This window comes from Flavisphingomonas formosensis (assembly GCF_009755815.1).
Classification (GTDB): Bacteria; Pseudomonadota; Alphaproteobacteria; order Sphingomonadales; family Sphingomonadaceae; genus Flavisphingomonas; species Flavisphingomonas formosensis.
This window is the reverse complement of record NZ_WRPK01000001.1, coordinates 987,789-1,009,632: the sequence shown is the minus strand read 5'-3', so window position 1 is coordinate 1,009,632 and position 21,844 is coordinate 987,789. Positions and strand designations below refer to the sequence as shown.

General features: G+C 65.8%; 31 protein-coding genes. 19 read left to right on the top strand and 12 right to left on the bottom strand.

Going from position 1 to position 21,844, the window contains the following annotated elements; genetic code table 11:
- Window positions 1–14: 14 nt before the first annotated feature.
- Window positions 15–1,382: a heterodisulfide reductase-related iron-sulfur binding cluster gene (locus tag GQY20_RS04955; protein WP_157215885.1), complete on the top strand. Its 1,368-nt coding sequence runs from the start codon at window positions 15–17 to the stop codon at window positions 1,380–1,382.
- Window positions 1,383–1,385: 3 nt separating this feature from the next.
- Window positions 1,386–1,976: a DUF3501 family protein gene (locus GQY20_RS04950; RefSeq protein ID WP_157215884.1), complete on the top strand. Its 591-nt coding sequence runs from the start codon at window positions 1,386–1,388 to the stop codon at window positions 1,974–1,976.
- Window positions 1,977–2,017: 41 nt separating this feature from the next.
- On the opposite strand, the gene GQY20_RS04945 is transcribed toward GQY20_RS04950, so the two are convergent.
- Complete coding sequence (locus GQY20_RS04945) at window positions 2,018–2,284, bottom strand: hypothetical protein (RefSeq protein ID WP_157215883.1); 267 nt, start codon at window positions 2,282–2,284, stop codon at window positions 2,018–2,020.
- 95 nt (window positions 2,285–2,379) lie between these two features.
- On the opposite strand from GQY20_RS04945, the gene GQY20_RS04940 reads away from it, so the two are divergent.
- The 3 genes from GQY20_RS04940 (at window position 2,380) to GQY20_RS04930 (ending at window position 3,955) form a co-directional block, all read left to right on the top strand.
- Window positions 2,380–2,634: a peptide chain release factor-like protein gene (locus tag GQY20_RS04940; RefSeq protein WP_232475884.1), complete on the top strand. Its 255-nt coding sequence runs from the start codon at window positions 2,380–2,382 to the stop codon at window positions 2,632–2,634.
- 137 nt (window positions 2,635–2,771) lie between these two features.
- Entirely contained in the window at window positions 2,772–2,978 is a 207-nt protein-coding gene (locus tag GQY20_RS04935) for a hypothetical protein (RefSeq protein WP_157215882.1), read from the top strand.
- A 131-nt stretch (window positions 2,979–3,109) separates the two neighbouring features.
- Window positions 3,110–3,955, top strand: coding sequence for an SDR family NAD(P)-dependent oxidoreductase (locus tag GQY20_RS04930; protein WP_157215881.1), 846 nt, complete (start codon window positions 3,110–3,112; stop codon window positions 3,953–3,955).
- A gap of 103 nt (window positions 3,956–4,058) precedes the next feature.
- Here GQY20_RS04930 and GQY20_RS04925 read toward each other — a convergent pair whose 3' ends face one another.
- Together GQY20_RS04925 and GQY20_RS04920 are read right to left on the bottom strand one after the other, a co-directional pair.
- Window positions 4,059–4,394 carry a hypothetical protein gene (locus GQY20_RS04925; RefSeq protein WP_157215880.1) on the bottom strand — a complete coding sequence of 112 codons (336 nt, stop codon included), beginning with the start codon at window positions 4,392–4,394 and terminating at the stop codon, window positions 4,059–4,061.
- A 28-nt stretch (window positions 4,395–4,422) separates the two neighbouring features.
- Entirely contained in the window at window positions 4,423–4,719 is a 297-nt protein-coding gene (locus GQY20_RS04920) for a hypothetical protein (protein WP_157215879.1), read from the bottom strand.
- 227 nt (window positions 4,720–4,946) lie between these two features.
- Here GQY20_RS04920 and GQY20_RS04915 point away from each other — a divergent pair, with 227 nt between their 5' ends.
- From GQY20_RS04915 to GQY20_RS04905, 3 genes are all read left to right on the top strand, one after another.
- Window positions 4,947–5,222, top strand: coding sequence for a metal/formaldehyde-sensitive transcriptional repressor (locus GQY20_RS04915; protein ID WP_157215878.1), 276 nt, complete (start codon window positions 4,947–4,949; stop codon window positions 5,220–5,222).
- Between the two features lie 10 nt (window positions 5,223–5,232).
- Window positions 5,233–6,213 carry a CDF family Co(II)/Ni(II) efflux transporter DmeF gene (gene dmeF, locus GQY20_RS04910; RefSeq protein ID WP_157215877.1) on the top strand — a complete coding sequence of 327 codons (981 nt, stop codon included), beginning with the start codon at window positions 5,233–5,235 and terminating at the stop codon, window positions 6,211–6,213.
- Window positions 6,214–6,352: 139 nt separating this feature from the next.
- Window positions 6,353–7,240, top strand: coding sequence for a TIGR03619 family F420-dependent LLM class oxidoreductase (locus GQY20_RS04905; protein WP_157215876.1), 888 nt, complete (start codon window positions 6,353–6,355; stop codon window positions 7,238–7,240).
- A 50-nt stretch (window positions 7,241–7,290) separates the two neighbouring features.
- Here the strand turns inward: GQY20_RS04905 and GQY20_RS04900 are convergent, their stop codons facing one another.
- From GQY20_RS04900 to GQY20_RS04885, 4 genes are all read right to left on the bottom strand, one after another.
- Window positions 7,291–8,139: a hypothetical protein gene (locus tag GQY20_RS04900; protein WP_157215875.1), complete on the bottom strand. Its 849-nt coding sequence runs from the start codon at window positions 8,137–8,139 to the stop codon at window positions 7,291–7,293.
- Window positions 8,136–9,479 carry a lipopolysaccharide biosynthesis protein gene (locus GQY20_RS04895; RefSeq protein ID WP_157215874.1) on the bottom strand — a complete coding sequence of 448 codons (1,344 nt, stop codon included), beginning with the start codon at window positions 9,477–9,479 and terminating at the stop codon, window positions 8,136–8,138. Before GQY20_RS04895 ends, GQY20_RS04900 begins: the two co-directional genes overlap by 4 nt.
- A complete protein-coding gene (locus tag GQY20_RS04890) occupies window positions 9,476–10,183 on the bottom strand; it encodes a nucleoside/nucleotide kinase family protein (protein WP_157215873.1) in 708 nt (235 codons plus the stop codon). The genes GQY20_RS04895 and GQY20_RS04890 overlap by 4 nt, the downstream gene beginning before the upstream one ends.
- A 148-nt stretch (window positions 10,184–10,331) precedes the next feature.
- A complete protein-coding gene (locus GQY20_RS04885) occupies window positions 10,332–10,790 on the bottom strand; it encodes a hypothetical protein (protein WP_198350832.1) in 459 nt (152 codons plus the stop codon).
- 15 nt (window positions 10,791–10,805) lie between these two features.
- Here GQY20_RS04885 and GQY20_RS33000 point away from each other — a divergent pair, with 15 nt between their 5' ends.
- Window positions 10,806–11,783: a DUF6882 domain-containing protein gene (locus GQY20_RS33000; RefSeq protein ID WP_408641052.1), complete on the top strand. Its 978-nt coding sequence runs from the start codon at window positions 10,806–10,808 to the stop codon at window positions 11,781–11,783.
- On the opposite strand, the gene GQY20_RS04875 is transcribed toward GQY20_RS33000, so the two are convergent.
- The 5 genes from GQY20_RS04875 to mgrA all read right to left on the bottom strand — a co-directional run bounded on the left by GQY20_RS04875 (window position 11,698) and on the right by mgrA (window position 14,523).
- A complete protein-coding gene (locus tag GQY20_RS04875; RefSeq protein WP_157215870.1) occupies window positions 11,698–11,901 on the bottom strand; it encodes a hypothetical protein in 204 nt (67 codons plus the stop codon). The genes GQY20_RS33000 and GQY20_RS04875 overlap by 86 nt on opposite strands.
- 220 nt (window positions 11,902–12,121) lie before the next feature.
- On the bottom strand, window positions 12,122–12,385 hold the full coding sequence (gene infA / locus GQY20_RS04870) for a translation initiation factor IF-1 (RefSeq protein ID WP_157215869.1): 264 nt from the start codon (window positions 12,383–12,385) through the stop codon (window positions 12,122–12,124).
- Between the two features lie 4 nt (window positions 12,386–12,389).
- Window positions 12,390–12,596 (bottom strand): cold-shock protein, encoded by a 207-nt coding sequence (locus GQY20_RS04865; RefSeq protein WP_157215868.1) that lies wholly within the window; start codon window positions 12,594–12,596, stop codon window positions 12,390–12,392.
- Between the two features lie 87 nt (window positions 12,597–12,683).
- The gene (locus GQY20_RS04860; RefSeq protein WP_157215867.1) at window positions 12,684–13,325 is read right to left on the bottom strand and encodes a hypothetical protein; all 642 of its coding nucleotides are present in this window, start codon (window positions 13,323–13,325) and stop codon (window positions 12,684–12,686) included.
- Window positions 13,326–13,446: 121 nt separating this feature from the next.
- Window positions 13,447–14,523 carry an L-glyceraldehyde 3-phosphate reductase gene (mgrA, locus tag GQY20_RS04855; protein ID WP_157215866.1) on the bottom strand — a complete coding sequence of 359 codons (1,077 nt, stop codon included), beginning with the start codon at window positions 14,521–14,523 and terminating at the stop codon, window positions 13,447–13,449.
- A 100-nt stretch (window positions 14,524–14,623) separates the two neighbouring features.
- Between mgrA and GQY20_RS04850 the strand changes: the two genes are divergently transcribed.
- The 10 genes from GQY20_RS04850 (at window position 14,624) to GQY20_RS04805 (ending at window position 21,838) form a co-directional block, all read left to right on the top strand.
- Window positions 14,624–16,138, top strand: coding sequence for an ABC1 kinase family protein (locus tag GQY20_RS04850; protein WP_157216165.1), 1,515 nt, complete (start codon window positions 14,624–14,626; stop codon window positions 16,136–16,138).
- Window positions 16,139–16,238: 100 nt separating this feature from the next.
- A complete protein-coding gene (locus GQY20_RS04845; protein ID WP_157215865.1) occupies window positions 16,239–16,493 on the top strand; it encodes a hypothetical protein in 255 nt (84 codons plus the stop codon).
- 24 nt (window positions 16,494–16,517) lie between these two features.
- Window positions 16,518–17,021, top strand: coding sequence for a hypothetical protein (locus GQY20_RS04840; RefSeq protein WP_157215864.1), 504 nt, complete (start codon window positions 16,518–16,520; stop codon window positions 17,019–17,021).
- 83 nt (window positions 17,022–17,104) lie between these two features.
- Window positions 17,105–17,362 (top strand): hypothetical protein, encoded by a 258-nt coding sequence (locus GQY20_RS04835; RefSeq protein ID WP_157215863.1) that lies wholly within the window; start codon window positions 17,105–17,107, stop codon window positions 17,360–17,362.
- 49 nt (window positions 17,363–17,411) lie between these two features.
- Window positions 17,412–17,606 carry a hypothetical protein gene (locus tag GQY20_RS04830; RefSeq protein ID WP_157215862.1) on the top strand — a complete coding sequence of 65 codons (195 nt, stop codon included), beginning with the start codon at window positions 17,412–17,414 and terminating at the stop codon, window positions 17,604–17,606.
- A 102-nt stretch (window positions 17,607–17,708) separates the two neighbouring features.
- On the top strand, window positions 17,709–18,362 hold the full coding sequence (locus GQY20_RS04825) for a hypothetical protein (RefSeq protein ID WP_157215861.1): 654 nt from the start codon (window positions 17,709–17,711) through the stop codon (window positions 18,360–18,362).
- A gap of 2 nt (window positions 18,363–18,364) precedes the next feature.
- Window positions 18,365–19,018 (top strand): ubiquitin-activating E1 FCCH domain-containing protein, encoded by a 654-nt coding sequence (locus GQY20_RS04820; RefSeq protein ID WP_157215860.1) that lies wholly within the window; start codon window positions 18,365–18,367, stop codon window positions 19,016–19,018.
- Window positions 19,018–20,838: a hypothetical protein gene (locus GQY20_RS04815; RefSeq protein WP_157215859.1), complete on the top strand. Its 1,821-nt coding sequence runs from the start codon at window positions 19,018–19,020 to the stop codon at window positions 20,836–20,838. The genes GQY20_RS04820 and GQY20_RS04815 overlap by 1 nt, the downstream gene beginning before the upstream one ends.
- Window positions 20,835–21,287 carry a hypothetical protein gene (locus GQY20_RS04810; RefSeq protein ID WP_157215858.1) on the top strand — a complete coding sequence of 151 codons (453 nt, stop codon included), beginning with the start codon at window positions 20,835–20,837 and terminating at the stop codon, window positions 21,285–21,287. Before GQY20_RS04815 ends, GQY20_RS04810 begins: the two co-directional genes overlap by 4 nt.
- Complete coding sequence (locus tag GQY20_RS04805; protein ID WP_157215857.1) at window positions 21,287–21,838, top strand: hypothetical protein; 552 nt, start codon at window positions 21,287–21,289, stop codon at window positions 21,836–21,838. The genes GQY20_RS04810 and GQY20_RS04805 overlap by 1 nt, the downstream gene beginning before the upstream one ends.
- The last annotated feature ends 6 nt before the right edge of the window (window positions 21,839–21,844 follow it).

The window sequence follows — 21,844 nt, the reverse complement described above, 5'->3', positions numbered from 1 at the left end:
GGCGGCGCTGAGCCATGGCCGCCGACAAGCCGCCCGCGGCGGGTTCGCGGGAGGGTAGCCTCGATGCTCCCTTCCGCCATCCCATCGCCTGGCAGGATCCGGATTTCTACGACCTCGCGTCCGTGGAAAAGGAGCTGGAGCGCGTATTCGACATCTGCCACGGATGCCGGCGCTGCTTCAACCTGTGCGACTCCTTCCCGCGGCTGTTCGACATGGTCGACGAAGGGCCGACGGGCGAGGTCGACGGCATTCCCAAGGAGGATTACGCCAAGGTCACCGAGGCCTGCACGCTCTGCGACATGTGCTTCATGACGAAGTGCCCCTATGTTCCGCCGCACGAGTGGAACGTCGATTTCCCGCACCTGATGCTCCGCCACCGTGCGGCGATGCGCAAGGCGGAGGGCGGCGAATTCGTGCGCGAGCAGCTCGGCAGGACGGATCGCAACGGACGCCTCGCCAAGCCCGTCGCCGGCCTCGCCAACTGGCTGAGCGACGTCGACAACAAGCCGGCGCGCGCGGCGATCGAGAAGGCCACCGGGATCGACCGCGAGGCGATCCTGCCCAAATTCCACCGCAAGACGGCCGAGGACCGGCTGAAGAAACCGCCCGCACCCGATCCCGCGGGGCCGGCCTTCGGCAAGCGCAAGGTGGCGCTCTATGCGACCTGCTTTGCCGACTATAACACGCCCGACGTCGCAGTCGCGGCGGTCTCGGTGCTCGCCAGGCAGGGCGTCGAGAGCCGCTTCGCCTATCCCGCCTGCTGCGGCATGCCGCAGCTCGAGGCCGGGGACATAGCGGCGGTGGCGAAACGCGCCGGGGAGGTGACCGCCGAACTTCTGCCGCTCGTCGAGCAGGGCTATGACATCGTCGCGCTGACCGCGAGCTGCGGGCTGATGCTCAAATTCGAATGGCCGCTGATCCTGCCCCGCAACGAAGCGGTGAAGCGCATCGCCGCGGCCACGCGCGACATCAGCGAATATGTCGTCGAGCTGTCGCGCGACCATGGCCTGGCACCCGGCCTCCAGTCGCTGCCCGCGACGGTGACGCTGCATCATGCCTGCCACGCGCGGGCTCAGAATATGGGCGCGAAATCGGCCCAGATGCTGCGCCTGATCCCCGACGCGACGATCGAGCTGATCGAACGTTGCTCGGGCCATGGCGGCACTTTCGGCGTGATGAAGGAGACGCGCCCAGCGGCGGTGAAGGTCGGCAAGCCCACGGCGCGGCAGATCGCCAAGAAGGAGGGCGACGTGCTCTGTTCGGATTGCCCGCTGGCATGCAAGCATCTCGGCCAGCTCGTCTCGGCGGAGCTGCCCGAAGGCAAGGCCGCGCCGCGGCAGGCGAGCCCGATCGAGATCTTCGCCCGCGCCTATGGATTGTAGCCCATGCCCGTCGCAACACGCCAGGTGACCCGGGACGACATCCTTCCCGACGCCGAATTCCGCCTGCAGCGCAAGGACCGGCGCGCCGCGCTGCTGCCCCGGAAATCGCTGCGCCGGATCGCGCTCGGCCCCTGGTGCACCTTCTATTTCGAATGTTTCGAGACGATGCTGTTCCAGATCCAGGAGATGCTGCTGATCGAAAAGGGCGGCGAGGCGCAGATCGCCGACGAGCTGGCGGCCTATAATCCGCTCATCCCGCAGGGCAACGAGCTGATCGCCACGGTGATGTTCGAGGTGGACGATCCGGTGCGGCGCGCGCGCGTGCTGGCCGGGCTCGGCCGCGTGGAGCATCGTTTCGAGATCCGCATCGGCGCCGAGCGGGTGAAGGGCGTGCCGGAAGACGATGCAGAACGCAGCCGGGAGGACGGCAAGACCTCCGCCGTGCATTTCCTGCGCTTCGCCTTCACCGCCGAACAGGCGCAGGCGTTCCGCGAGAGCCCCGAGCCGGTGATCCTCGCCTGCGACGATCCGCGCTACCTGCACATGGCGGGCATTGGCCCGGAAACGCGGGCTGAGCTGGCCGCCGACTTGTGAGGAGCGATCATCCTCCCGCGAACGGGGAGAATGAGGAACGACTACGCCAAACCCAGCAGCCAGCGATCCAGCTCCACCGGCACGATCGGCGCGCCAGGGGCGCTGCGGGCGAGATCGGCGCGATGGGCCATGATCCAGCGCAGGCATTCCGCGCGCGTCTCGAAGGCAGGAAAATCGCTGTAGTCGGGCCGCAGATCGCGTTCGCTGATCAGGAAGCGGGCGCCACGGCGACAACCGGGCCACCCATCCCAGTCGCGCGAGGGCGCAACCACTGACGGCACCCAGTGGGGGCGCGTGGGATCGAGCATGGCTTGCCTCTCCTCACTCTTTTATTGCGCAACATTATAAGCGTTCTGCGAGGCCACGGAAAGGAAAACGGCAGCGTATCGATCGGTCGGGAGATGTGCTCGGGGTCCGGCACCAGCAGGCCAACCGCACCGACAGCGCGGTTCGGGCGGCGCATCGGCCGACCGGCCTCACTACCAATTCGCAGGACCAGCGATCGCAACATGCCAACAAACGGATCGCGCGGCTGAAGCTGACGATGATGCTGGCGGACCAGTGCCTTAAGAACGGGGCCGGGCTTCGTGCGAAGAGGATAGCATCCTCCCCTCGACACGTGGCCACAAGCGACGGAGTCACTGACCTGAACCGGTAGCGCCCTGCCCGAAGCGGAACCATGACAAGTATTTAACGTTATCTTCGCGCAGTCTTCGGACTGAGCAGCGAAGCCTTGGCCGGCGGCACGACCGCTGGCCATTTTTCTTCCGTCAGCGAGCTGTGATGGAGCGGCACATGGCGCCCAAGATTCAGGAAGAACCCGGCGAAATCTATCATGAAGATGGCGTGGTGATCGTCGATGGGCCGGACGGGTGCGCCCTTTCGCTCTCGCCCCGCGCCGCCAAGGAGATGGCCAAGCGGCTGATCGATACGGCCGAAGCGGCCTATGACGCGGCCGATGCCGCAGAAGGGGATGGCCGGCACGGCAAGGCGGCAGGCTGAACGGCGCGGCCGCCGCATCTGCCGAAGCTGGCCCTTTGGCCGCACATGGCCGGAGTGGAAGGGCGGCCACACTCGACGCCGCGGCGGCTTTACCCCTATTCCGCCTCCGCAGCGAAGGGAGAGCAACAGCCATGCAGACGCAGCCGCTTGCGGGGAAGACCGCGTTCATCACCGGGGGCTCGGGCGCGATCGGATCGGCCACGGCGCGCGTGCTGGCGGCGGACGGTGCCGCCGTCCTGATCATGAGCCGCCGCGCCGAAGCACTGGCCGAGGTGAAGGCGGCGATCGAGCGGGACATTCCCGGCGCGCGGATCGACTATCATGCCGGCGACGCCACCAAGGTGGAGGATGTGCGCGCGGGGCTTGAAAAAGCGCATGCGCTGCAAGGCCGGCTGGACATCATCGTGCCGCTGGTCGGCGGCGGGCCGTTCAAGCCGTTCCTGATGCTGGATGTGGAGACGGTGCGCGAGACGCTGGATTTCTGTATCACCAGCGCGTTCATCGCGATGCGCTATGGCGCGCCGCTGATGACGGAGGGCGGATCGATCGTCTGCATCTCCTCCAATGTCGGCAAGATGCCGTTCCGCTATCTTTCCGCCTACCATGCCGGCAAGAGCGGCCTCGAAGGGCTTGTGCGCGCGGCCGCCGAGGAGCTGGGCAGCGCCGGCATCCGCGTGAACGCCGTCCGCCCGGGCCTCACCCGCACCGAGGCGGCGGGCATGATGTTCACGGAGAAGAGCTTCCTCGATCGCTATACGGAGCAGACTCCGCTCGGCAAATGCGGCGGCGAGCCGGAGGACATCGCCAGGGCGGTGCGCTTCCTGGCCGGGCCGGACTCCTCCTGGATCACCGGCCAGAGCTTCGCGGTGGACGGCGGCCACGAACTGCGCCGCAATCCCGACATGACCGACCTCGTCACCCAGATGTTCGGCCAGGAGGCGATGGACGCGGTGTATAAGGGGCAATCGCCGGCGTGATATAGCTGCGGGCAATCCGCCGCTTGCCCTCGATGCTGCGGCTTGCCTAGCGTGACGGCAACGCCGAGGCTCAGCTATCGCGTCGACAGATAGAAGGCCGGATTTACGATCGATACCGGCTCACCAGCCGGCGCCAATCGCGCTCGGGCGGCGGGGGGAGTTGGTGGCCGGGGGTTTCGTCCTCATCGGTGATGCGGATCGCCGGGCGGATCCTGCCATGGCCGGCCTCATAACAGGCCCCACAGTGAAACCGCTGCGACGCGTCCTTCAGGGAATCGTTCCAGCGGCGCTGCGTGAACAGCCACCATGTCCCTGCCGCGTTGAGGATCCGCACCCTGCGGCACCGCGGACAGACCAGGCGTAGATTCTTGCGATACAAGGCCACATGCTCGACATGGCTGAGGCGCGACGCCAAAAAGCGATCGGAGGAATCCGCCATGACCGCGACGCTCCATCATCTTTCCTCCTCAATCGCGCACCAGCGCGGGATCGGGCAGCGATGCGATCAGATCGGCCGCGCTGATCGTCCAGGCACGGGCGAGCGCGTCGATCTCCGCGCGGGAGAGCCGATCGCCCGCCGCAATCCCCGCCAGCCGCGCCGCGGCGATGCCGGTCTGCTTCGCAAGCTGGACGACGGGCGTGCATTTCTGCATCTGCCAGGCATGGAACCAGGCGCTGCCGGTCGCGATCGCATGCGCCACCGGATGCGCGGGCGACCAGAGATCGAGCTGCTGCGGGATCGTCCGCTCGCCCTTGCGCCGCATCACGGCAGCGACGAGGCGGCGGGTTCACGATAACGGGGGCGCACGGCTAAGCGCCGCGGCTGATCATGCTGCATGACTGGACTCCATCGATTTGCGATCCGGCAGCCATTGGCCACCCTCTAGAACAAAAGTGGAACATCGAATCGGAGTCGGTCAAGCGGAGAGTCTGACAAAATATGATCCAGACATTGCTTCAACCCCACATATAGGATACCCCCCTTACCTATATGGCTCATCTCTCCTCCCATAACGACGCCCTGCTCAAGCGGGTAAGGCGCATTGCCGGGCAGGTCGCGGCGATCGAACGGGCGCTCACATCCGCGGCCGAATGTGCCGAGACGCTGCATCTGATCGCCGCCACGCGCGGCGCGATCAACGGGCTGCTCGACGAAGTGATCGAGGCGCATCTCCACGATCATGTCGCGCGGCCCGGGCTCGGCGACGCCGAGCGGGCTCAGGGGGCCGAAGAGCTGCTGGCGGCGATCCGCCGCTATTCGAAATAGGACCGCTGCCATGACCGCCTCCGCCCTGCCCGATCCCGGCCGCTTCGCGCACGACCACGTCTATCTCGGCGCGCGCCACGACGAGAATGCCCGACGCACGATATGGGTCGTAGCGCTGACCGCGGTGATGATGGTGGGCGAGATCGTCGCGGGCTATGTCACCGGATCGATGGCGCTGCTCGCCGACGGCTTCCACATGGCGACCCATGCCGGCGCGCTGACCATCGCGGCGCTGGCCTATGGCTTCGCCCGGCGTCACGCCACCGATCGCAGCTTCAGCTTCGGCACCGGCAAGGTCGGCGATCTCGCCGGCTTCGCCTCGGCGCTGGTGCTGGGCATCATCGCGCTGGGCATCGGCGTCGAATCCGCGCTGCGGCTGGTGACGCCCGTGAAGGTGGCTTTCGACGAGGCGATCCTGATCGCGGCCGTGGGCCTGGCGGTGAACATCGCAAGCGCGCTGCTGCTCGGCCACGGCCACGATCACGGGCATCACCACCATGGTCATGACGACCATCATGATCATCACGGCCACGCCCACGCAGATCATGACCATGCTGCGCTCAGCCGGGACAATAATCTGCGCTCGGCCTATGTGCATGTGCTCGCCGACGCGCTGACCTCGGTGCTGGCGATCGCCGCGCTGGTCTGCGGGCGGTTCCTCGGCTGGGTGTGGCTGGATCCGGTAATGGGCATCGTCGGCGGCCTGGTGATCGCGCGCTGGGCCTGGGTGCTGATGCGCGACACCTCCGCCATCCTGCTGGACCGGACCGACGGCAATGTGGCCGCGGAAGTGTGCGAGCTGATCGAGGCGCCCGGCGATGCCCGCGTGGCCGACCTTCACGTCTGGCGCGTCGGCCCCGAGGCGCATGCCGCGATCGTCAGCGTGGTGACGCGGCCCGGCGCAGATGGCGAGCAGATCCGCCGCCGTCTGGCGCCGGTGCACGAACTCGCGCATCTGACGGTGGAGTGCCGGACGGCGGAGGCGGCCTGAGCGAAGTCGGCTGAACGGCCATCTTGATCGCGATGGCCGCAAACGGGCGCGCGCGCCCAATCCGCCGCCGCCCTCCCCTTTCCTGCCGCGGGATGCCATGATCTAACGCCGCCAAAGACGCGAGCGAGAGGATCTCCCGATGCGGTTCGGCTATCATTCGACGATGTGCGATCCATCCTTCTACATGCCGCTGGCCAAGGCGGCGGAGGCGGCCGGATTCGACACCTTCACCTTGCCGGACAGCATCTGCTATCCCGAGCATGCCGAATCCAAATATCCTTATAATACGGATGGTTCGCGCGAATTTCTGGACGGCGTGCCGTTCATCGATCCGTTCATCGTCACGGCCTGGATGGCTGCCGGCACGACCACGCTGAAATTCTCGACCTCCGTGCTGAAGGTCCCGATCCGGCACCCGGTACTGCTCGCCAAGCAGCTGACCAGCCTCAATACGCTGATCGGCAACCGCTTCGTGTTCGGTATCGGCCTGTCGCCGTGGGAAGAGGATTTCCTGGCGACCGGCACCGACTTCCACTCGCGCGGCAAGCGGATGGAGGAGATCATCCAGATCATCCGCGGCCTTTCGACCGGGGATTATTTCGGCTGGGACAGCGAATATTACCAGATCCCGCGGATCAAGCTGTGCCCGGTGCCGACCGAGCCGGTCCGCATCCTCTATGGCGGTCACAGCGATCCCGCGCTGAAGCGCACCGCGAAGCTGTGCGACGGCTGGATCAGCGCCGGCGGCCATATGAACGAGCTGGCCGACATGATCCATCGCCTGAAGGATTATCGCAAGGCGTTCGGCCGCGAGGGCACGCCGTTCGACATGCAGGTGATGGGCCCGGAAGTCTATAATCCGGACAGCATCAAGCGACTGGACGACATGGGCGTGCAGGAAGTGCTCGTCGCCTTTCGCGACGCCTATGCCGCCGAAGAGGACCATCGCACGCTGGACGGCATGATCGCCGAGATGAACCATTATGCCGAGACGGTGATCGCACCGGTGCGCGCGGCGGGACGCTGAGGCGGGGCCGGGAGCAAGAGCAAAGCCCTCAAACGCCGTCAGAGATTGCCTCAGTGGCGCAGTGTCGCCACGTCCTCCTCATAGCGCCCGACCAGCGCGGCGATGCGGTCCCGGATCGCAGGCGGCAGGGCTACGGGCTCGCTATGGTAATCGAGCGCACCGGTCGTGTGACGCTCGACGAGATCGTCATGCATCGCACCCATCAGGCCGTTGATCGCGCTGAGGAAGCGGGACAGGCGGTAGACATCCTCGCCGGGGCGTAGCGTGCGCAGCACGTCGATGAAGGCGACGAAGCGGCTGACGATCTTGCGCATCGCATGAAAGGCGTCGCCGGTCAGCTGCGGCGCCGCCAGCATCGCGGCAAGACGGCGCATCTCGGCCGTGCGATAGCGGCGGAAACCCTCGGCGCCTTCCGGCCGGAGCACGCGCGCCTCCCACGTCATCAGTGCCCAGAGCGGGCGCGAAAGCAGAAGGCGCAGCAGCAGCGCATAACCGCGCACCGCCATCGGATGCCGGTTGCGAAAGGCGTCCTGCACATGGCCCATCAGCGTCGTCACCGCCTTGACCAGCGGCGGGCAGCGATGACGCCGATCGTAGAGCACGCAGGCGAAGCGGAGCTGCTTGAACTTGGCGCGGACATGCTTGTAGGCGACGCGATGCGCCGGATCGAGATCGGCATGGCGCACCAGCCGACCGACGAGCATGCGCGCCTCGCGACGATCGATTCCATCCCGCCAGAGCTGAAGGACCAGAGCGAAGCAATCCTGGATCAACCTGTCGTCGATCGGGAAAGCGATACTGTCGGGCAGGCTCGTATTGGGTTCGACGACGTCGTTGACCAGCACCGCATCGAACAGCGCCTCCACCTGCCCAGAGGCGAAGCGCGCCGGCACGATCATGCCGGCGCCCCCTCTTCCGGCGGCACCGGCCGGGCATAGACGGCGCGCCGCCGATAGCTCTGTACCGTCGGCAGCAGCATGCACAGCGCCGTCGCCAGCGTACCGAACAGGAAGGCGATGCCCGCGCCCGTGAGCCCCCAGAGATGCGACAGCACGACCAGCGCGACGCAATAGATCAGCGCGGAGGAAAGCTGCGCCGCCAGCGCCGCGCGCTGCCGCCCGACCATGTAGAGCAGCGATTCGAGGGGGAAAGTGCCCATTTCGAGGATGAGCGCGGCGGTCATGATCTGCAGGAGCCCGAAGGCGGGCAGATATTTTTCGCCGAAGACGAAGCCGATCACCGGCTTGCCGCCGACGAACACCACGAGCAGCACCAGCGCGCCGATCGCCGCCGCGATCAGTCCGGTGCGCAGCGCGAGTCGCCAGGGACGCTTGGTCGCCGGATCCAGCCGCATGATCTCCGGATAGAAGCCGCGGGCAAGCAGGTCCGCCGGTTTGCCCGCCGAATCCGCTATGGTTCCGGCGATCTTGAACAGGCCGGCAGCGGCGGGGCCGAGCATGGCGCCCACGATCACGTTGCTGATCGGCCCCCAGGCGGCATAGACCGAATGGGCGATGTTCGTCGTCCAGACGAAATCCCAGGAACCCGGCAGGCGGCGCGCCGTGCCGAACAGGCCGGGTCGCAGCGCCGACAGCATCGAGCGGCGGCGCAGTTCCTCCACCGCCATGCCCCACACTGTGAGATCGCCGGCCAGATCGGCGATGTACCAGCTGGCGACGAAGCCGGGAAAACCCAACTCGAAATGATAGGCGATCAGCGCGCCGATCGCCCGGAGAGCCGGCGTCACGATCTGCTGCATGGCGATGAGATCGAAGCGATCGAGCAGCCGCAACACGCCGGTGGGCGTCGCCGCCGTCATCGTGGGCACCAGCGTGCAATAGAGCAGCGCCAGAGTGAGCTCCTCCGGCCCGATGCCGAAGCGCGGGCCAAGCAGCGGCAGGGCGATCATCGCCGCGACCATACCGATCAGACCGCTCGTCACGTCGAGGCCGAAGGCGAAGCGGATCGTATCGCGCACCGTGCCCGCCTCGCCCGCCTGCAGCGGATGGGTGCCGTAGCGGACGACGAACTGCCAGGTCTGGAACTTGACGAGCGATCCCGCGCCTGTGGCATAGGCGTGGACGATCACCAGCATGCCGAACAGCGCCGGCGTCATTCCCCGTCCGGCGCAGCCGAGCGAGACGAGGCCCAGCACGGCACCGACCAGCTTGGAGGATCCCAGATAGGAGGCGTTGCGAAGGATGCTGCGGAACGCGCCATCCGCGAACCACCGCTTCATCGCGGCTGCGGCGCCCCGTCGCGCGCGTCGAGAACCGCCCGTACCGCCCGCTTTGCCTCTTCCAGCACTTCGGGCAGCGGGCGCTGTGCGTCGATGTCGACGATCGGCGCGCCCTGGAAGCTGAGCCGCGGTACATCCGCCACCTTGCGCGCGAGCGATGACGGCCGATGATCCGGCTTGCGAGCCAGCGCGGTTTCCAGCGAGACGTTGAGGCGGATCACCAGATCGGGACGATGCGCGGTCATCCAGCGATATTGCGCCTGCTCCCGCCGGGAAAGAAAGCGCACCACGGCATTGCGCAGCTCGACATCCGCCAGGGCCATGCCGTCCATCGGACCGGGTACCGCCATCTGCGGGAAACGATCCGCGACGATCGCATAGCCTTGCCGGCGCAGTGCGAGCATCCGGCGGAAACGACGCACCCGGCGCATCGAGAAGGCATAGATGACAAGCGCAGTAAGGATGCCCGGCCCGCCCTTGGTCTTGGCGACCTGCGCCTTTTCATGGATCGTCTTGTCCAGCCGCTTGCCCATGAACGGCAGGCGCGCGATGCGGCGCCCGATATTGCCGGTCTGCTTGCCGAGATGGCACAGTGCGGTGCGCCGCTCCTGCGCCATCCAGTCGCGCAGGATCGTCGTCACCGTGGACTTGCCGGAACCGTCGCACCCGACGACGGCGATCAAGGGGGGCTGACCCGACGTCATGGCCGCCCGCCCCATAGCGATGTCAGTTTCATCGGGGCGTCTCTAGAGACTTAGGCGTCGCGCGGAAATAGGCGATGTGGCCGTGCTGGGGGTTCGCTTATCCTGGCAGAGACCAGCGCCCTTACCGGAATGGGAGGATCAACGGCGGCTAGCGGCCGAAGGGCCACCAGCGCTTCTTCGGCGTCGCCTCCGGTCCGCCATCGATACGCAGCGAGCGCACGATGCCGCGCACCTCGGCCAGTTCCTGCCCGCTCGGCGTACCATTGCAGAAATAGCTGGCCTGGATCCGCGCAGTAGCGCCGTGCAGGCACCAGAGCTGCGCGTAAGCGAGATCGCGCAGATCGAAGATCGCCGAGCCGAGCTTGCCATATGGCGTCGTCACCCGCGTGATTTCCCGGATGCGGCCGCCGAAGGCCACGGCGGCATCGGCGGCGAAGCGGCCGGCGTCGATCGTCGCGGGGGACCCGTGCGGATCGATCTCCCCGCAAACCTCAAGGACGTTGCGACTTGCCGAGTCGCGGAGGCGGAAGGAAGAGAACGACATATTGCCCTCCACTATTTCCCAATTTTCAGGCAGATCGAACGCGGGCAAAGCCGGGCTGGTCATCATTCCCTCAGAGGGATGCCGCAGGAACGCCGGCACCCGATTCGACCGCATAGCCAGCGATTCATGACAATCTCACGACAGCAGCATGTCCAACTTTCCATCTCCGCCGGCGAGCACGCGCATTGCGGCTCGGGGGCAGCGGTGGCATTTTTTCACCTGGGGAAGGGAAGCATGATCGGCGAACAACATGGCGAGGAGCCGGAGGCTACCTTCCGGCGGGCAACACGCGAAATGAAACTGAAGCAGCAGCGCAACGCCGCGCGCTGGGGCCTGGGCGATCATGAGCATTGGCATGCCGATCTGAGGCTGGGCCATATCCTGTTCAGCAGGCCGGGCGGCGAATTGCTGATGGCGCCGGTGCAGCTGATCGGCAGCTATGATCCGACGGAATCCCGCTGGCGCTGGGGCTGGGATCATCCGCCGGCCCATGCCGCCGTCACCCGGGCGGCCGAGCTGGTCCGCCGATTCGGCGAGGTCTATGGCCTCGCGGCTCTCACCACGCGCGAGATCCAGTGTACCGAGGATCAGGCGTGGCGCTTCACTGCGATGGCACTGCATCTCTCCGAAGCGGAGGGTGCCTATCGCGGCCGCGCTGGCGAGACACTGAGCTTCATGACGTTCGGCGCGATGACCGTCGGCAAGGCGAACTACGGGGCCTGCACGCAGGCTCCTCAGCGCGATCGGGACCCACGGGTCACCAGAACCGCTTCGACCGCGGCTAGGCCATCGGGGCCCGCAATCGCGAGATCGATCGGTCTTCCGCCCAGTTCATCGTCATGGGCGTTCAGAAATGCGACGGCTTCGGTCCTGCCGAATGCCTCCAGAGCGAGCCTGGACACCCGGCCCTGGCGTTCGGCCTCCCCGGGCGAAAGGCGCGGGGGGCTGAGTTTCTTGACGAAAGACCGGCTCACTGGCCGGCCTCCATGCGATCACTCCGCTCGACCGCCTGCCGCCTGCGTTCGGCCTCGCTGCGCAAAAGGCGATCCGCCATAGCTTGCCAAGCTGCTTCGGCACGCAGGCACCGTTCGCGGACGTTGACCAGCTGGGTCTCCCGGGCAGCACGAGCGCTTTCTTCGGCACGGGCGAGATAGAAATCGCTGGTGGCGGACATGCGCATGCTCCTTGATAGGTCCGGGAAGAGGGAAAATCGGTCAGCCGACCATTTCGGCTACGAGCCGTCGCAACTCGCGGCGGGAGATGGTCGCATAAGGCGGCTCCGGCTGCTTCGGCTTGGAAAGAGAAAAAGGGTAACGGGATTCGGTAACGATAGACTTGAAGTACATAATATCCTTGGCGTGCGCAGGCACGCATGCTTGTTGACGATGGAAACGCTAACGGCGCGCTCCCTTCCTTTGACCGGGACCGGCCATGCCGGGCGTACGTTCGCGGAAGATGAGCCGACCCTTTTCGAGGTCGTAAGGGGTCATCTCGACTTGGACGCGATCGCCCACAACGGTCCGAATGCGGAAGCGCCGCATCTTGCCGGCCGTATAGGCAATGATCTTGTGCTCATTCTCCAGACGAACGCGAAAGCGGCCGTCCGGCAGAACCTCGTCGATCAAGCCGTCGAGGACCAGAAGATCCTCCTTGGCCATGGTCTCAGGCCGACTGGAGGTTGACGGCGGACTGCTTGCCGCGACGATCGGTCTCGATCTCGTAGCTGACCCGCTGATCCTTGTTCAGGGTCGCCATACCGGACCGCTCGACCGCACTGATATGGACGAAGCTGTCAGCGCCGCCCTCTTCGGGCGCGATGAAGCCATATCCCTTCTCGGTGTTGAAAAATTTGACTGTGCCGATCGGCATGGGATCTTCCTTTCACGGAACAGAGAACCCGCCAATCCTCATTGGCGGAGCTGGAAGCGTGAGAAGGGAAGGATCCGCTTTAAAGCGTCAAATTCCGTCGCAGGCGACGTTAGCACCGCCCAAATAGGGGCGAAGCGCCGGAAAGTCAACGTCCTGCCTGTGGACGAGTGCCTGACTGACCAACATATCGCCGATACCGCGGTAGAATTGGCCGATGCGGATGCGCGTCAGCGACGCCAGCCGCAACGGGCTGGCGGGATCGAAGCGGGCGATGCGGCCGTCGTCGCCGTGCGCGATCATTACATCCCGCCGAAGAGCCGCCGCGTGGATCCGGCCGGCACAATGATGAAGGCACGCACTGATCCGTCCGATCGCCCGCAGACGCTCATCGTCGCCACTCGCCAGCGCCATCATCGCGCGCACCTGCCTGAGCTTGTTGGCGGTATTGCGCAGCCGTGCGAAGGCAGCGCCGTCATGCCCCGGATCGCCGAGAAACAGGGCGGTCTCCTCGGTCAGGACGGACAGGAAGCGATCCAACTCGCGCAGCTGGTTGCCGAGCATGCGGGTGCGATAGAAGGACGGCAGGCCGTCGTCGCCCACATCGCCGAGCGCATAGGCCATCACGAACTCCGCGCCGCTACGGAGCGTGACATAGGCACGCTGCAGCGCGGGATGCGCGCCCAGGGCGACATGCGCCGCCCCGAGGCCATGGCCTTCATTCGGATGCATTCCACGCGCCTTCGGCAGTAAGCGGGAGCGCGCAGGTCTCTCAGCCGCCTGCGCTTACGAAACCCTGCCGGCGATGGTGTGCAATAGCATGGCGCGAGCGCTTCGTCGACTTGAGCCGCCTTCAGCGGCGCGGCCCCGGCCCCTCCGGGAGGTTCTCGATGCGCGAAGAAACGTCCCACAGGTCGATGCCGCCCTCGCCGGCATGCGCATCGATGCGGGCCAGTTCCTCATCGGAGAAATCGAGGCGCGCGAGCGAGTCGAGCGAATTGTCGAGCTGAGCGACAGTGCGCGCGCCAATCAGGGCGGAGGTGACGCGCGGATCGCGCAACACCCAGGCAATTGCCATCTGCGCCAGCGTCTGGCCACGTGCCGTGGCGATCGCGTTGAGCGCCTGCACCCGCGCCAGATTCTCCCCGGTCAGCAGGCGGGTCGAGAAAGAGCCGGGCCGACCGGCACGCGCATCCTCCGGCACGGCCTTCAGATATTTATCGGTCAGCATGCCCTGGCCGAGCGGCGAGAAGGCGATGCAGCCGGCGCCGAGATCGTCGAGCGTGGCGAGCAGTTCACCCTCGATCCACCGATTGAGCATCGAATAGCTGGGCTGGTGGATCAGCAGCGGCACCCGCTCCTCGGCCAGGATCGCCGCCGCCTTGCGGGTAAGCGCCGGGGAATAGGAGGAAATGCCGACATAGAGTGCCTTTCCCTGGCGATGAAGATGGGCGAGCGCGCCCATCGTTTCCTCCAGCGGCGTCTTCGGATCGACGCGATGCGAATAGAAGATGTCGACATAGTCGAGCCCCATCCGCCTCAGGCTCTGATCGCAGCTCGCGATCAGATATTTGCGGCTGCCACCGATATCGCCATAGGGGCCGGCCCACATGTCCCATCCCGCTTTCGTCGACACGATCAGCTCGTCGCGATGAGCGGCGAAGTCGCTTGCCAGGACGCGGCCGAAATTTTCCTCCGCCGAGCCGTAGGGCGGGCCGTAATTGTTCGCGAGATCGAAATGGGTGACGCCGCGATCGAAGGCCCGGCGCAGGATCGCCCGCCCGGTCTCGTAAACGTCGGCGCCGCCGAAATTCTGCCAAAGACCCAGCGAGATCGCCGGCAGATCCAGGCCGGAACGGCCGCAGCGTCGATAGGGCATGCGCCCGTCATAACGGTTCGGATCGGCGACGTAGGGCATGGCGTGAGACATGATGGATCGTCCTCCGGCCTGGGGCGTGCGCGGGTCTAACAACGGAGCAGGGGCAGCCAATGCCCTTCGCAAGCGCAGGGCGCAACCCTATGTCGAACCTATGATCAAGACGCTTCTGGTGGCCGCGCGCGATCGCGATCGGCTGGGTGAGATCGGCGCGGTCGCCGCGCGCTATGGGCTGGGCGCGCTGCTGGCGCGGCTGGGCCTGAGCAACGGAGACGAGGGCGAAGGCAGCGCTGCCGGAACGCTGCCCGAACGTACGCGACGCGCGATCGAGGAATTGGGGCCGACCTTCGTGAAACTCGGCCAGATCCTCGCGACGCGACGCGACCTCCTGTCCGACGAGTGGATCGAGGAGCTGGAGCGGCTGCACAGCCAGGCCCCCACCCTGCCGTTCGAGATGCTGCGCGAGGCCGTGGAAGCCGCGCTCGGCCAGCCGCCGGAACAGGCCTTTGCCAGCTTCGATCCGGCGCCGCTCGCCGCCGCGTCGATGGCGCAGGTCCATCGTGCGACGCTCAAGGACGGCCGCGCCGTGGTGCTGAAGATCCGCCGCCCCGGCATCGGCCGGCGGATGGAGGCGGACCTGAGGTTGATCGCGCATCTCGCCGAGATGGCCGAACGGACAAGTGCCGAGGCACGCCGCTTCGCGCCGGGGGCGCTTGTCCGCCAACTCGCCCAGGCCGTGCTCGAGGAACTGGACTTTACCCATGAGGGCCGCAACGCAGACCGTCTGGCCGCGGATTTCGCCAAGGATGCGCGCGTCGTCGTTCCCGCGATCCACTGGGGCTTCTCCTCACCCGGTCTGCTGGTGATGGACTATGTCGCGGGCGTCGCGCCGCGCAACGGCGAGGCGCTGCGCGCGGCCGGCATCGACCCGCAGGCAATTGCCGATCTGGGCGCCGACCTGGTTCTGGACATGGTGCTGCTCAACGGCCGCTTCCATGGCGATCCGCATCCGGGCAATCTGCTGTGCCTGACCGGCAACCGGCTGGCGCTGCTGGATCTCGGCCTGATCGGCCATGTGAGCCCGCGCCGACGCGAGGAATTTCTACGCTTCATCCATGCCATCCGCGCCGGCGATCCCGCGGCGCTGGCCGATACGCTCGCCGTCTGGTCGGGCGGGGCCGGGACATCGCACGAGCGGATACTCGCCGCGTCCGAACGGTTGGTTGCGCGGCACAGCGGCGGCCGGCTGGTGCTAAGCGCACTGGTCCGCGACTTCTTTCCACTCTTGCGCGAGCAGGGCATGATGCTGCCGCCGGACCTGCTGCTGATCTTCAAGGCGATGATCACGATGGACGGCGTGCTCGTCGCCATCCAGCCGGATTTCGATCTCACCGCCTCGATCGAACGGGCGCGGCTGCGCATCCTGATGGAGAGGCTCTCACCCGATCGATGGAGCGCCAAGCTGGACGCGCTTGCGCTCGAGCTGGCCAGGATCGGCGACGACGCACCGCGGCTGATCCGCGTTCTGGTGAACAGGCTGGAGACGGAGCCGGCAGCGGACAGGGCCGGCGCGCCGAGCGCCGATGCGATCGTGCACGCCGGAAAATGGGTGGCAGGCGCGATCGTAATGGCAGGCCTGCTGATCGCGGGCGCGCTCTTTCTGGGCTGAGACCCATCTCATCTCCATCGGCCACACTGCGCAGAATCAATAATCATCCGGAACCGGGAAAAGACAAGAGGGTTTTCGCTGTCGTAGAGGGAGAGACGACATGACCGATTATCGCGCAGCCGACACAGATGGCAGCCGCACGACGATAGTAGAGAGCAAGACCAGCAGCGGCGCCGTCATCATCGCAGCCGCGCTAATCATAGCGATCGTGATCGGCGCTATTTACCTGCTCAACATCCAGCATTCGACCAGCAGCCGCGATCAGGCGGTTACAAGCGCCGCCCAGAGCGTGTCCGATGCGGCCGACAAGGTCGGCAGCGCGGCCAGCGGGAAGGCCGGCGACGGCGGACAATGAGGGCGGCGGCCGGGAGGCAGCGCGATGAACCCGATCTGGACGCATCGAGCCGGGAAGGCCGTGGGGGCGATAATCGGCGTGACGACGCTCACCATGCTGATGCTACCGCCAACGACGCCTCGGGCCGCCGCCCCTTCCCCGCTTGCCGCCTTCGCCGCGAGCGCGCCGGATCCCGCGCTGATCGCACCTAGCGGGCCGCAGATCGCGGTGCTGACGCCGGCTGCCCTATCCGGCCCGCTTTACACGCCTGACGCGCGCTCCAGTACGGGCATGGTCACACCATCCGTACGGGATCTGCCTCTGGTGAAAGAAGCAGGCGAGACGGAGGACATGGTCTCGATGGCCGAGCCTGCGGACTTCGACGCCGATGTTATTCCGGCCGAACGCGCCGAAGCAGCCGAGCCGGCACCACCGATCATCGTGCCGCCACCGGTCCAGGAGATGGCAACCCCCTGGCAGGGCGACAGCCGCTATGCCGAAGCGGGGCGAGAGAACACCTCTCCAGACTTGCTCGCGATCCGGCACTGAAAAGACCTCGGCCGGGAAAAGGCCATTTCGATCAGGTTGAACGCCCGCGTCTCCGTCTTTCCATCGGACGACAGGACAAGCCTATGATCGACACCCTCCCAACACCTTATTTCAGCGGTCTGGTTCTGTGGGCGATCGATCGTATCGACGGCGCCGTTCGTCGCATATGGATCCAGCAGAGAGGAACCGCCCAGCACGACCCTCGGTTCCTTCGGATCGTTGCGCACGGTTTCAGCAGCCGGGGCATCAGCACCGAGACGAGGGTGGAGCAATGGCTGAAACCACGGCCCGTTGTCGGCATCTCCGGCCTTATCTTCTTTGGGGCTGCGGCAGGTGAATAGTGCGCTGGCCCTTCTCCTGCGCGACCGGCAGGATGAGCAGGGTTGGGGGATGAGCCTCGCCCGGCTAATCGGCTGCATTGCCGTTGCGGCGACATTGGTCGCGCTGGCCACGCTGTCGCCTCGCACGAAGCCTCCGATTCCTGCGGTGCGCGCATTGCCCGTTCTGGAGGATCAGCAGACGATGCGGCCCGAGGCTGGGGCGCTGAAGCGGGCGTCGTTTGGCATGAGCCGCAGCCGACCATAATAACGGCGCGAGACCAGGACAGGCGACGATTTCCGCCTGTAACGAATCGATGCCGTACGATCCGCTGGCGGCAATCCCGATGCCGATGGCAGCGTCATCGTCATGGCCACATCAATCATATCCATTTGCAACCTCGCCCTCGTCGAGGTTCCGAGCAAATCCATCGCCTCGCTGGACGAGCAATCGCTCCCTGCCGCGAAATGCCGCGAACATTATCCGGCAGCCCGCGACGAGCTGATGGAGCTGCATGACTGGGAATTCCTGGCGAAGCGCGTTGCGCTGGCCGCCGTGCCCAACGACCGTCCGACCGAATGGGCTTGCGCTTATGCGGTGCCGAACGACATGCTGTATCCGCGGCGCATCCTGCCGCCGCAGGATCCGGCGCTGGCGGTGGGCGCCTTCGCGACGGCAGGACAGCGGGCGGCGCCCTGCTGGCACCATGGCGGCGGCGAGGCGCTGCGCATTCCCTATCTGATCGAAGCCGGTATTCTTTATAGCGACCAACCGAACGCCGTGCTCGCCTACAGCCGCTCCGGCGTGACCGAGGACCGCTTTCCGCAAAGCTTCGTGCGGGCGCTGTCGCTCGATCTGGCAACACGGATCGTGATGCCACTGATCAAGAATCGCGCACGCCAGGGTGATCTGATCAAGGCCAGCGAAAATGCCAAGCAGCGCGCCATGGCACAGGATCTCAACCGATCGCCGCACGACCGGACGGGCTATGTCTCCGAAGCGGCACGGGCACGGAGGGTCTGACGATGAGCTTCCGGGCCGGCCTCTACAATTTCTCCAAGGGCGTCATCTCCCCCGAACTGATGGGGCGGATCGATGTCGCCGCCTATAATTCGGGTCTCAAGCAGGCGACCAACGTCGTCATCCTCAAATATGGCGGCGTGCAGATGCGAATGGGCACGCGCCTTGTCATGGAAATCCGGGAAAGCGACCTCGCAAAGCCCGTGCGGCTCTTCCCCTTCGAATTCTCGATCGAGCAGACATACGTGCTCGAGATGGGCCAGGGCTATATGCGGCCCGCGGCGCTCGGCGGCATAGTGCTCGAGGAAGAGCTGATCGTCACGGGCGCGACGCAGGCAAATCCGATCGTCATCACCGCCGCCTTCCACGGCTATGCGCCCGGCGACGACGTCTTCTTCAAGGGCATCGAGGGCATGACGGAACTCAACGATCGCGCCTTCCGCGTGCTGGCAGCGATCGACGACGACACTTTCTCGATCGATGTGGACGGCACGGGGTTCGGCGCCTTCACCGGATCCACCGGCGGCATCACCCGGACCGCGGCGCCCGAGCCACCGCCGCCCGATCCCGTCGTGCCCCCCGTGGTCACGCCGCCGCCGCCCGTCGTCGTAGGCGGTGGCAGCAGTTTCGCCGACATCTTGCACAGGATGTTTCCCTGATGGGTATCGCACGTCTCTACAAAGTCGGTTCGCCGTACAACGCCGTCGATCTCGAAGAGGTCGATTATGAGCAGACGGCGGACACCATGTATCTCGCGCACCTCAACTATCCGGTCACCAAGCTGGTGCGGGGCGGGCATACCAGCTGGAGCTTCGCCGACGTCACGTTCGGCCCTACGCTCTCACCGCCCACCGGACTGACCGGCGTCGCCTACATCCCGAACACCGACGACGACAATGACGGCAACAGCTATTTCCCGCAGCCCGCCAGCTATGTCGTGACCGCGGTCGACGACGACAGCGGCCAGGAAAGCCGCGCGTCCAACTCCGTCACCTTCACCAACGATCTCACGCTGAAGCGCAACTATAATTCGCTGAGCTGGACGGGAGTGACCGGCGCCGAGCGCTATCGTGTCTACAAAGCCGACAATAGCGGCAGTTACGGTTATATCGGTACCACCGAATCGACGGCCTTCCGCGACGATAATATCGGCCCGGACCTGACCGACGGCCCGCCGAAGGGCGAAAATCCGTTCGCGGCCTCCGGCGATTATCCTTCCACCGTCACCTTCCACGAGCAGCGGCTGATGCTGGGGCGCACGATCAACAAGCCCAACGGCGTGTGGGGATCGCAATCCGCCGATTTCGAGAATTTCGACACCTCGACGCCGCTGAAGGCGGACGATTCCCTGTCGTTCGTGGCGGTGGGCCAAAAGGTCAATTCGGTGAACCAGCTCGTTTCATTCACCGATCTGCTGCTGCTCACCTCTGACGGGCTGATCAAGGTCAATGGCGGCGACGACGCCGGCGGCTATCTCTCCGCCACCCAGATCGTGGCGCGCAAGCAATCCGGACGCGGCTCCTCCCGCCTCAATCCGCTGGTGATCGACAGTGCGGTGTTCTTCAAGCCGAAGGTCGGCACCTCGGTGCGCGCGATTGGCTTCAAGTTCGAGATCAACGGCTTTTCGTCCAACGACGTCGCCATTTATTCGCCGCATCTGTTCCGCAACATGGACATCACCTCCTGGGCCTATGCGCAGGATCCGCTCTCCTGCATCTGGGCGGCGCGCGACGACGGCAAGCTGCTCTGCTTCACCTGGGAGGCCGAGCAGGAGGTGTGGGGCTGGACGATCTGCGAAACGGACGGTTTCGTCGAGCAGCTATGCGTCATATCGGAGATCATCGATACCGAAACCCAGCGCACGGAGGACCGGCTCTATCTGGTGGTGCGGCGGGCGTTCGGGGACGGGGAAAAGCGCTTCCTCGAACGCATGGCCTCGCCCTCCTGGGAAAATGTCATCGACGCCTGCCATCTCGATTGCGCGGTCTCCTATGCCTTTGACGAGCCGACCCAGACGCTGACCAACCTGCATCATCTCGAAGGCCGCACGATCAGCGCGCTGGCGGACGGAAACGTGCAGGATGGGCTCATAGTGACGGATGGAAAGGCCTTCCTACCCGTCGCCGCGAAGGTGATCCATGCGGGCATTCCCTACACGGCGACGGTCGAAACGCTGCCGCTGAGCTTCCCGCTCGACGGCACGAACATGGGCAAGCAACAGATGGTCGGCCGCGCGGTGCTGCGCCTCGTCAACACGCGCGGCCTCTTCGCGGGGCCGGACCAGGACAGCCTTTACGAGCTCAAGCCGCGGCTGGACGAGCCGTGGGGCGAGCCGGCTCATCTGCTGAGCGAGGATGTGGAGGTGGACATGGAGCCGGTGGCGGCCAATCAGAGCAGCCTCATCATCCGCCAAAGCTATCCGCTGCCCTTCACGCTGACGGCGGCGTTCCTCGACCCGATCGTGACGGAGGACGCATGATCCTGTCCATCATCGAGGCCGCGCCCGGCCATGTCGCGCCCATTGCCGCACGGATGCGGACGATCGACCGATTGGAATGTGCCGCGGCCGGACATGCGCCGGACGCCGCGCTTGCCATCGGCCTTGCGGGCGCGACCGTCGCTTGGAGCGCGCTGGTAGACGGCGAACCGCAGGCAATGTTCGGCGTCTCGCCGCGATCGGCGCTGGAGCGCAGCGGCATCCCCTGGTTTCTCGGATCGGACGCCGTGCTGCGCCATGGGCGGGCGCTCCTGCGCTTCGGACCCGCCTTTCTCGATCGCATGCACGCCGATTTCCCGCGGCTCGACAATGCCGTGTCCTGCGGCAACCGAGCGGCGATCCGGCTGCTGAAACGCTGGGGATTCGTCGTCGAGCCGGACCTGCACATGATCGGCAACCAACCCTTTCACTTTTTCTGGAGCCAACGCTGATGTGCGACCCCGCAACACTGATCATTGCATCCACAGCGGTGACCGCTGCAAGCAAGCTGACCTCCGGCATGGTTCAAGCCAGCCAGCAACGCTATGCCGCCAATGTGGCCGACCAAAGGGCGAAGTTCGCCGCCGACCAAGCCAAGGACGCGATCACAGAAGGGCAACTCGCCGACCGGGACCTGCAGCGCAAGACCGCGCAGCAGATGGGCGCGCAACGCGCGGCGGCGGCAGCGAGCGGGCTGGACGTCGGCTTCGGATCGGCCGCACAGGCGCAGGACGACATCGCGATGCTGGGCCAGGATGCGCTGGACCGGCAGCGACGCGGCACTGCGAGCCAGATCCGCGGCTATGACGTCGACGGCTGGAGCAATCGCGCCAGCGCCATCGGGAACCGGGCCGCGGCACGAGGAACGATGCTGGATGCTGCATTCGGCACCGCGAGCAGCATTCTTGGCGGAGCGACCAATTTCTCCAAACAATTCAGCCCTGAAAAATGGGAGAAAATCCCGAAACCGCCAGCCTTTCCAGGTAAGGTTACGATGGCATAGGTTGAT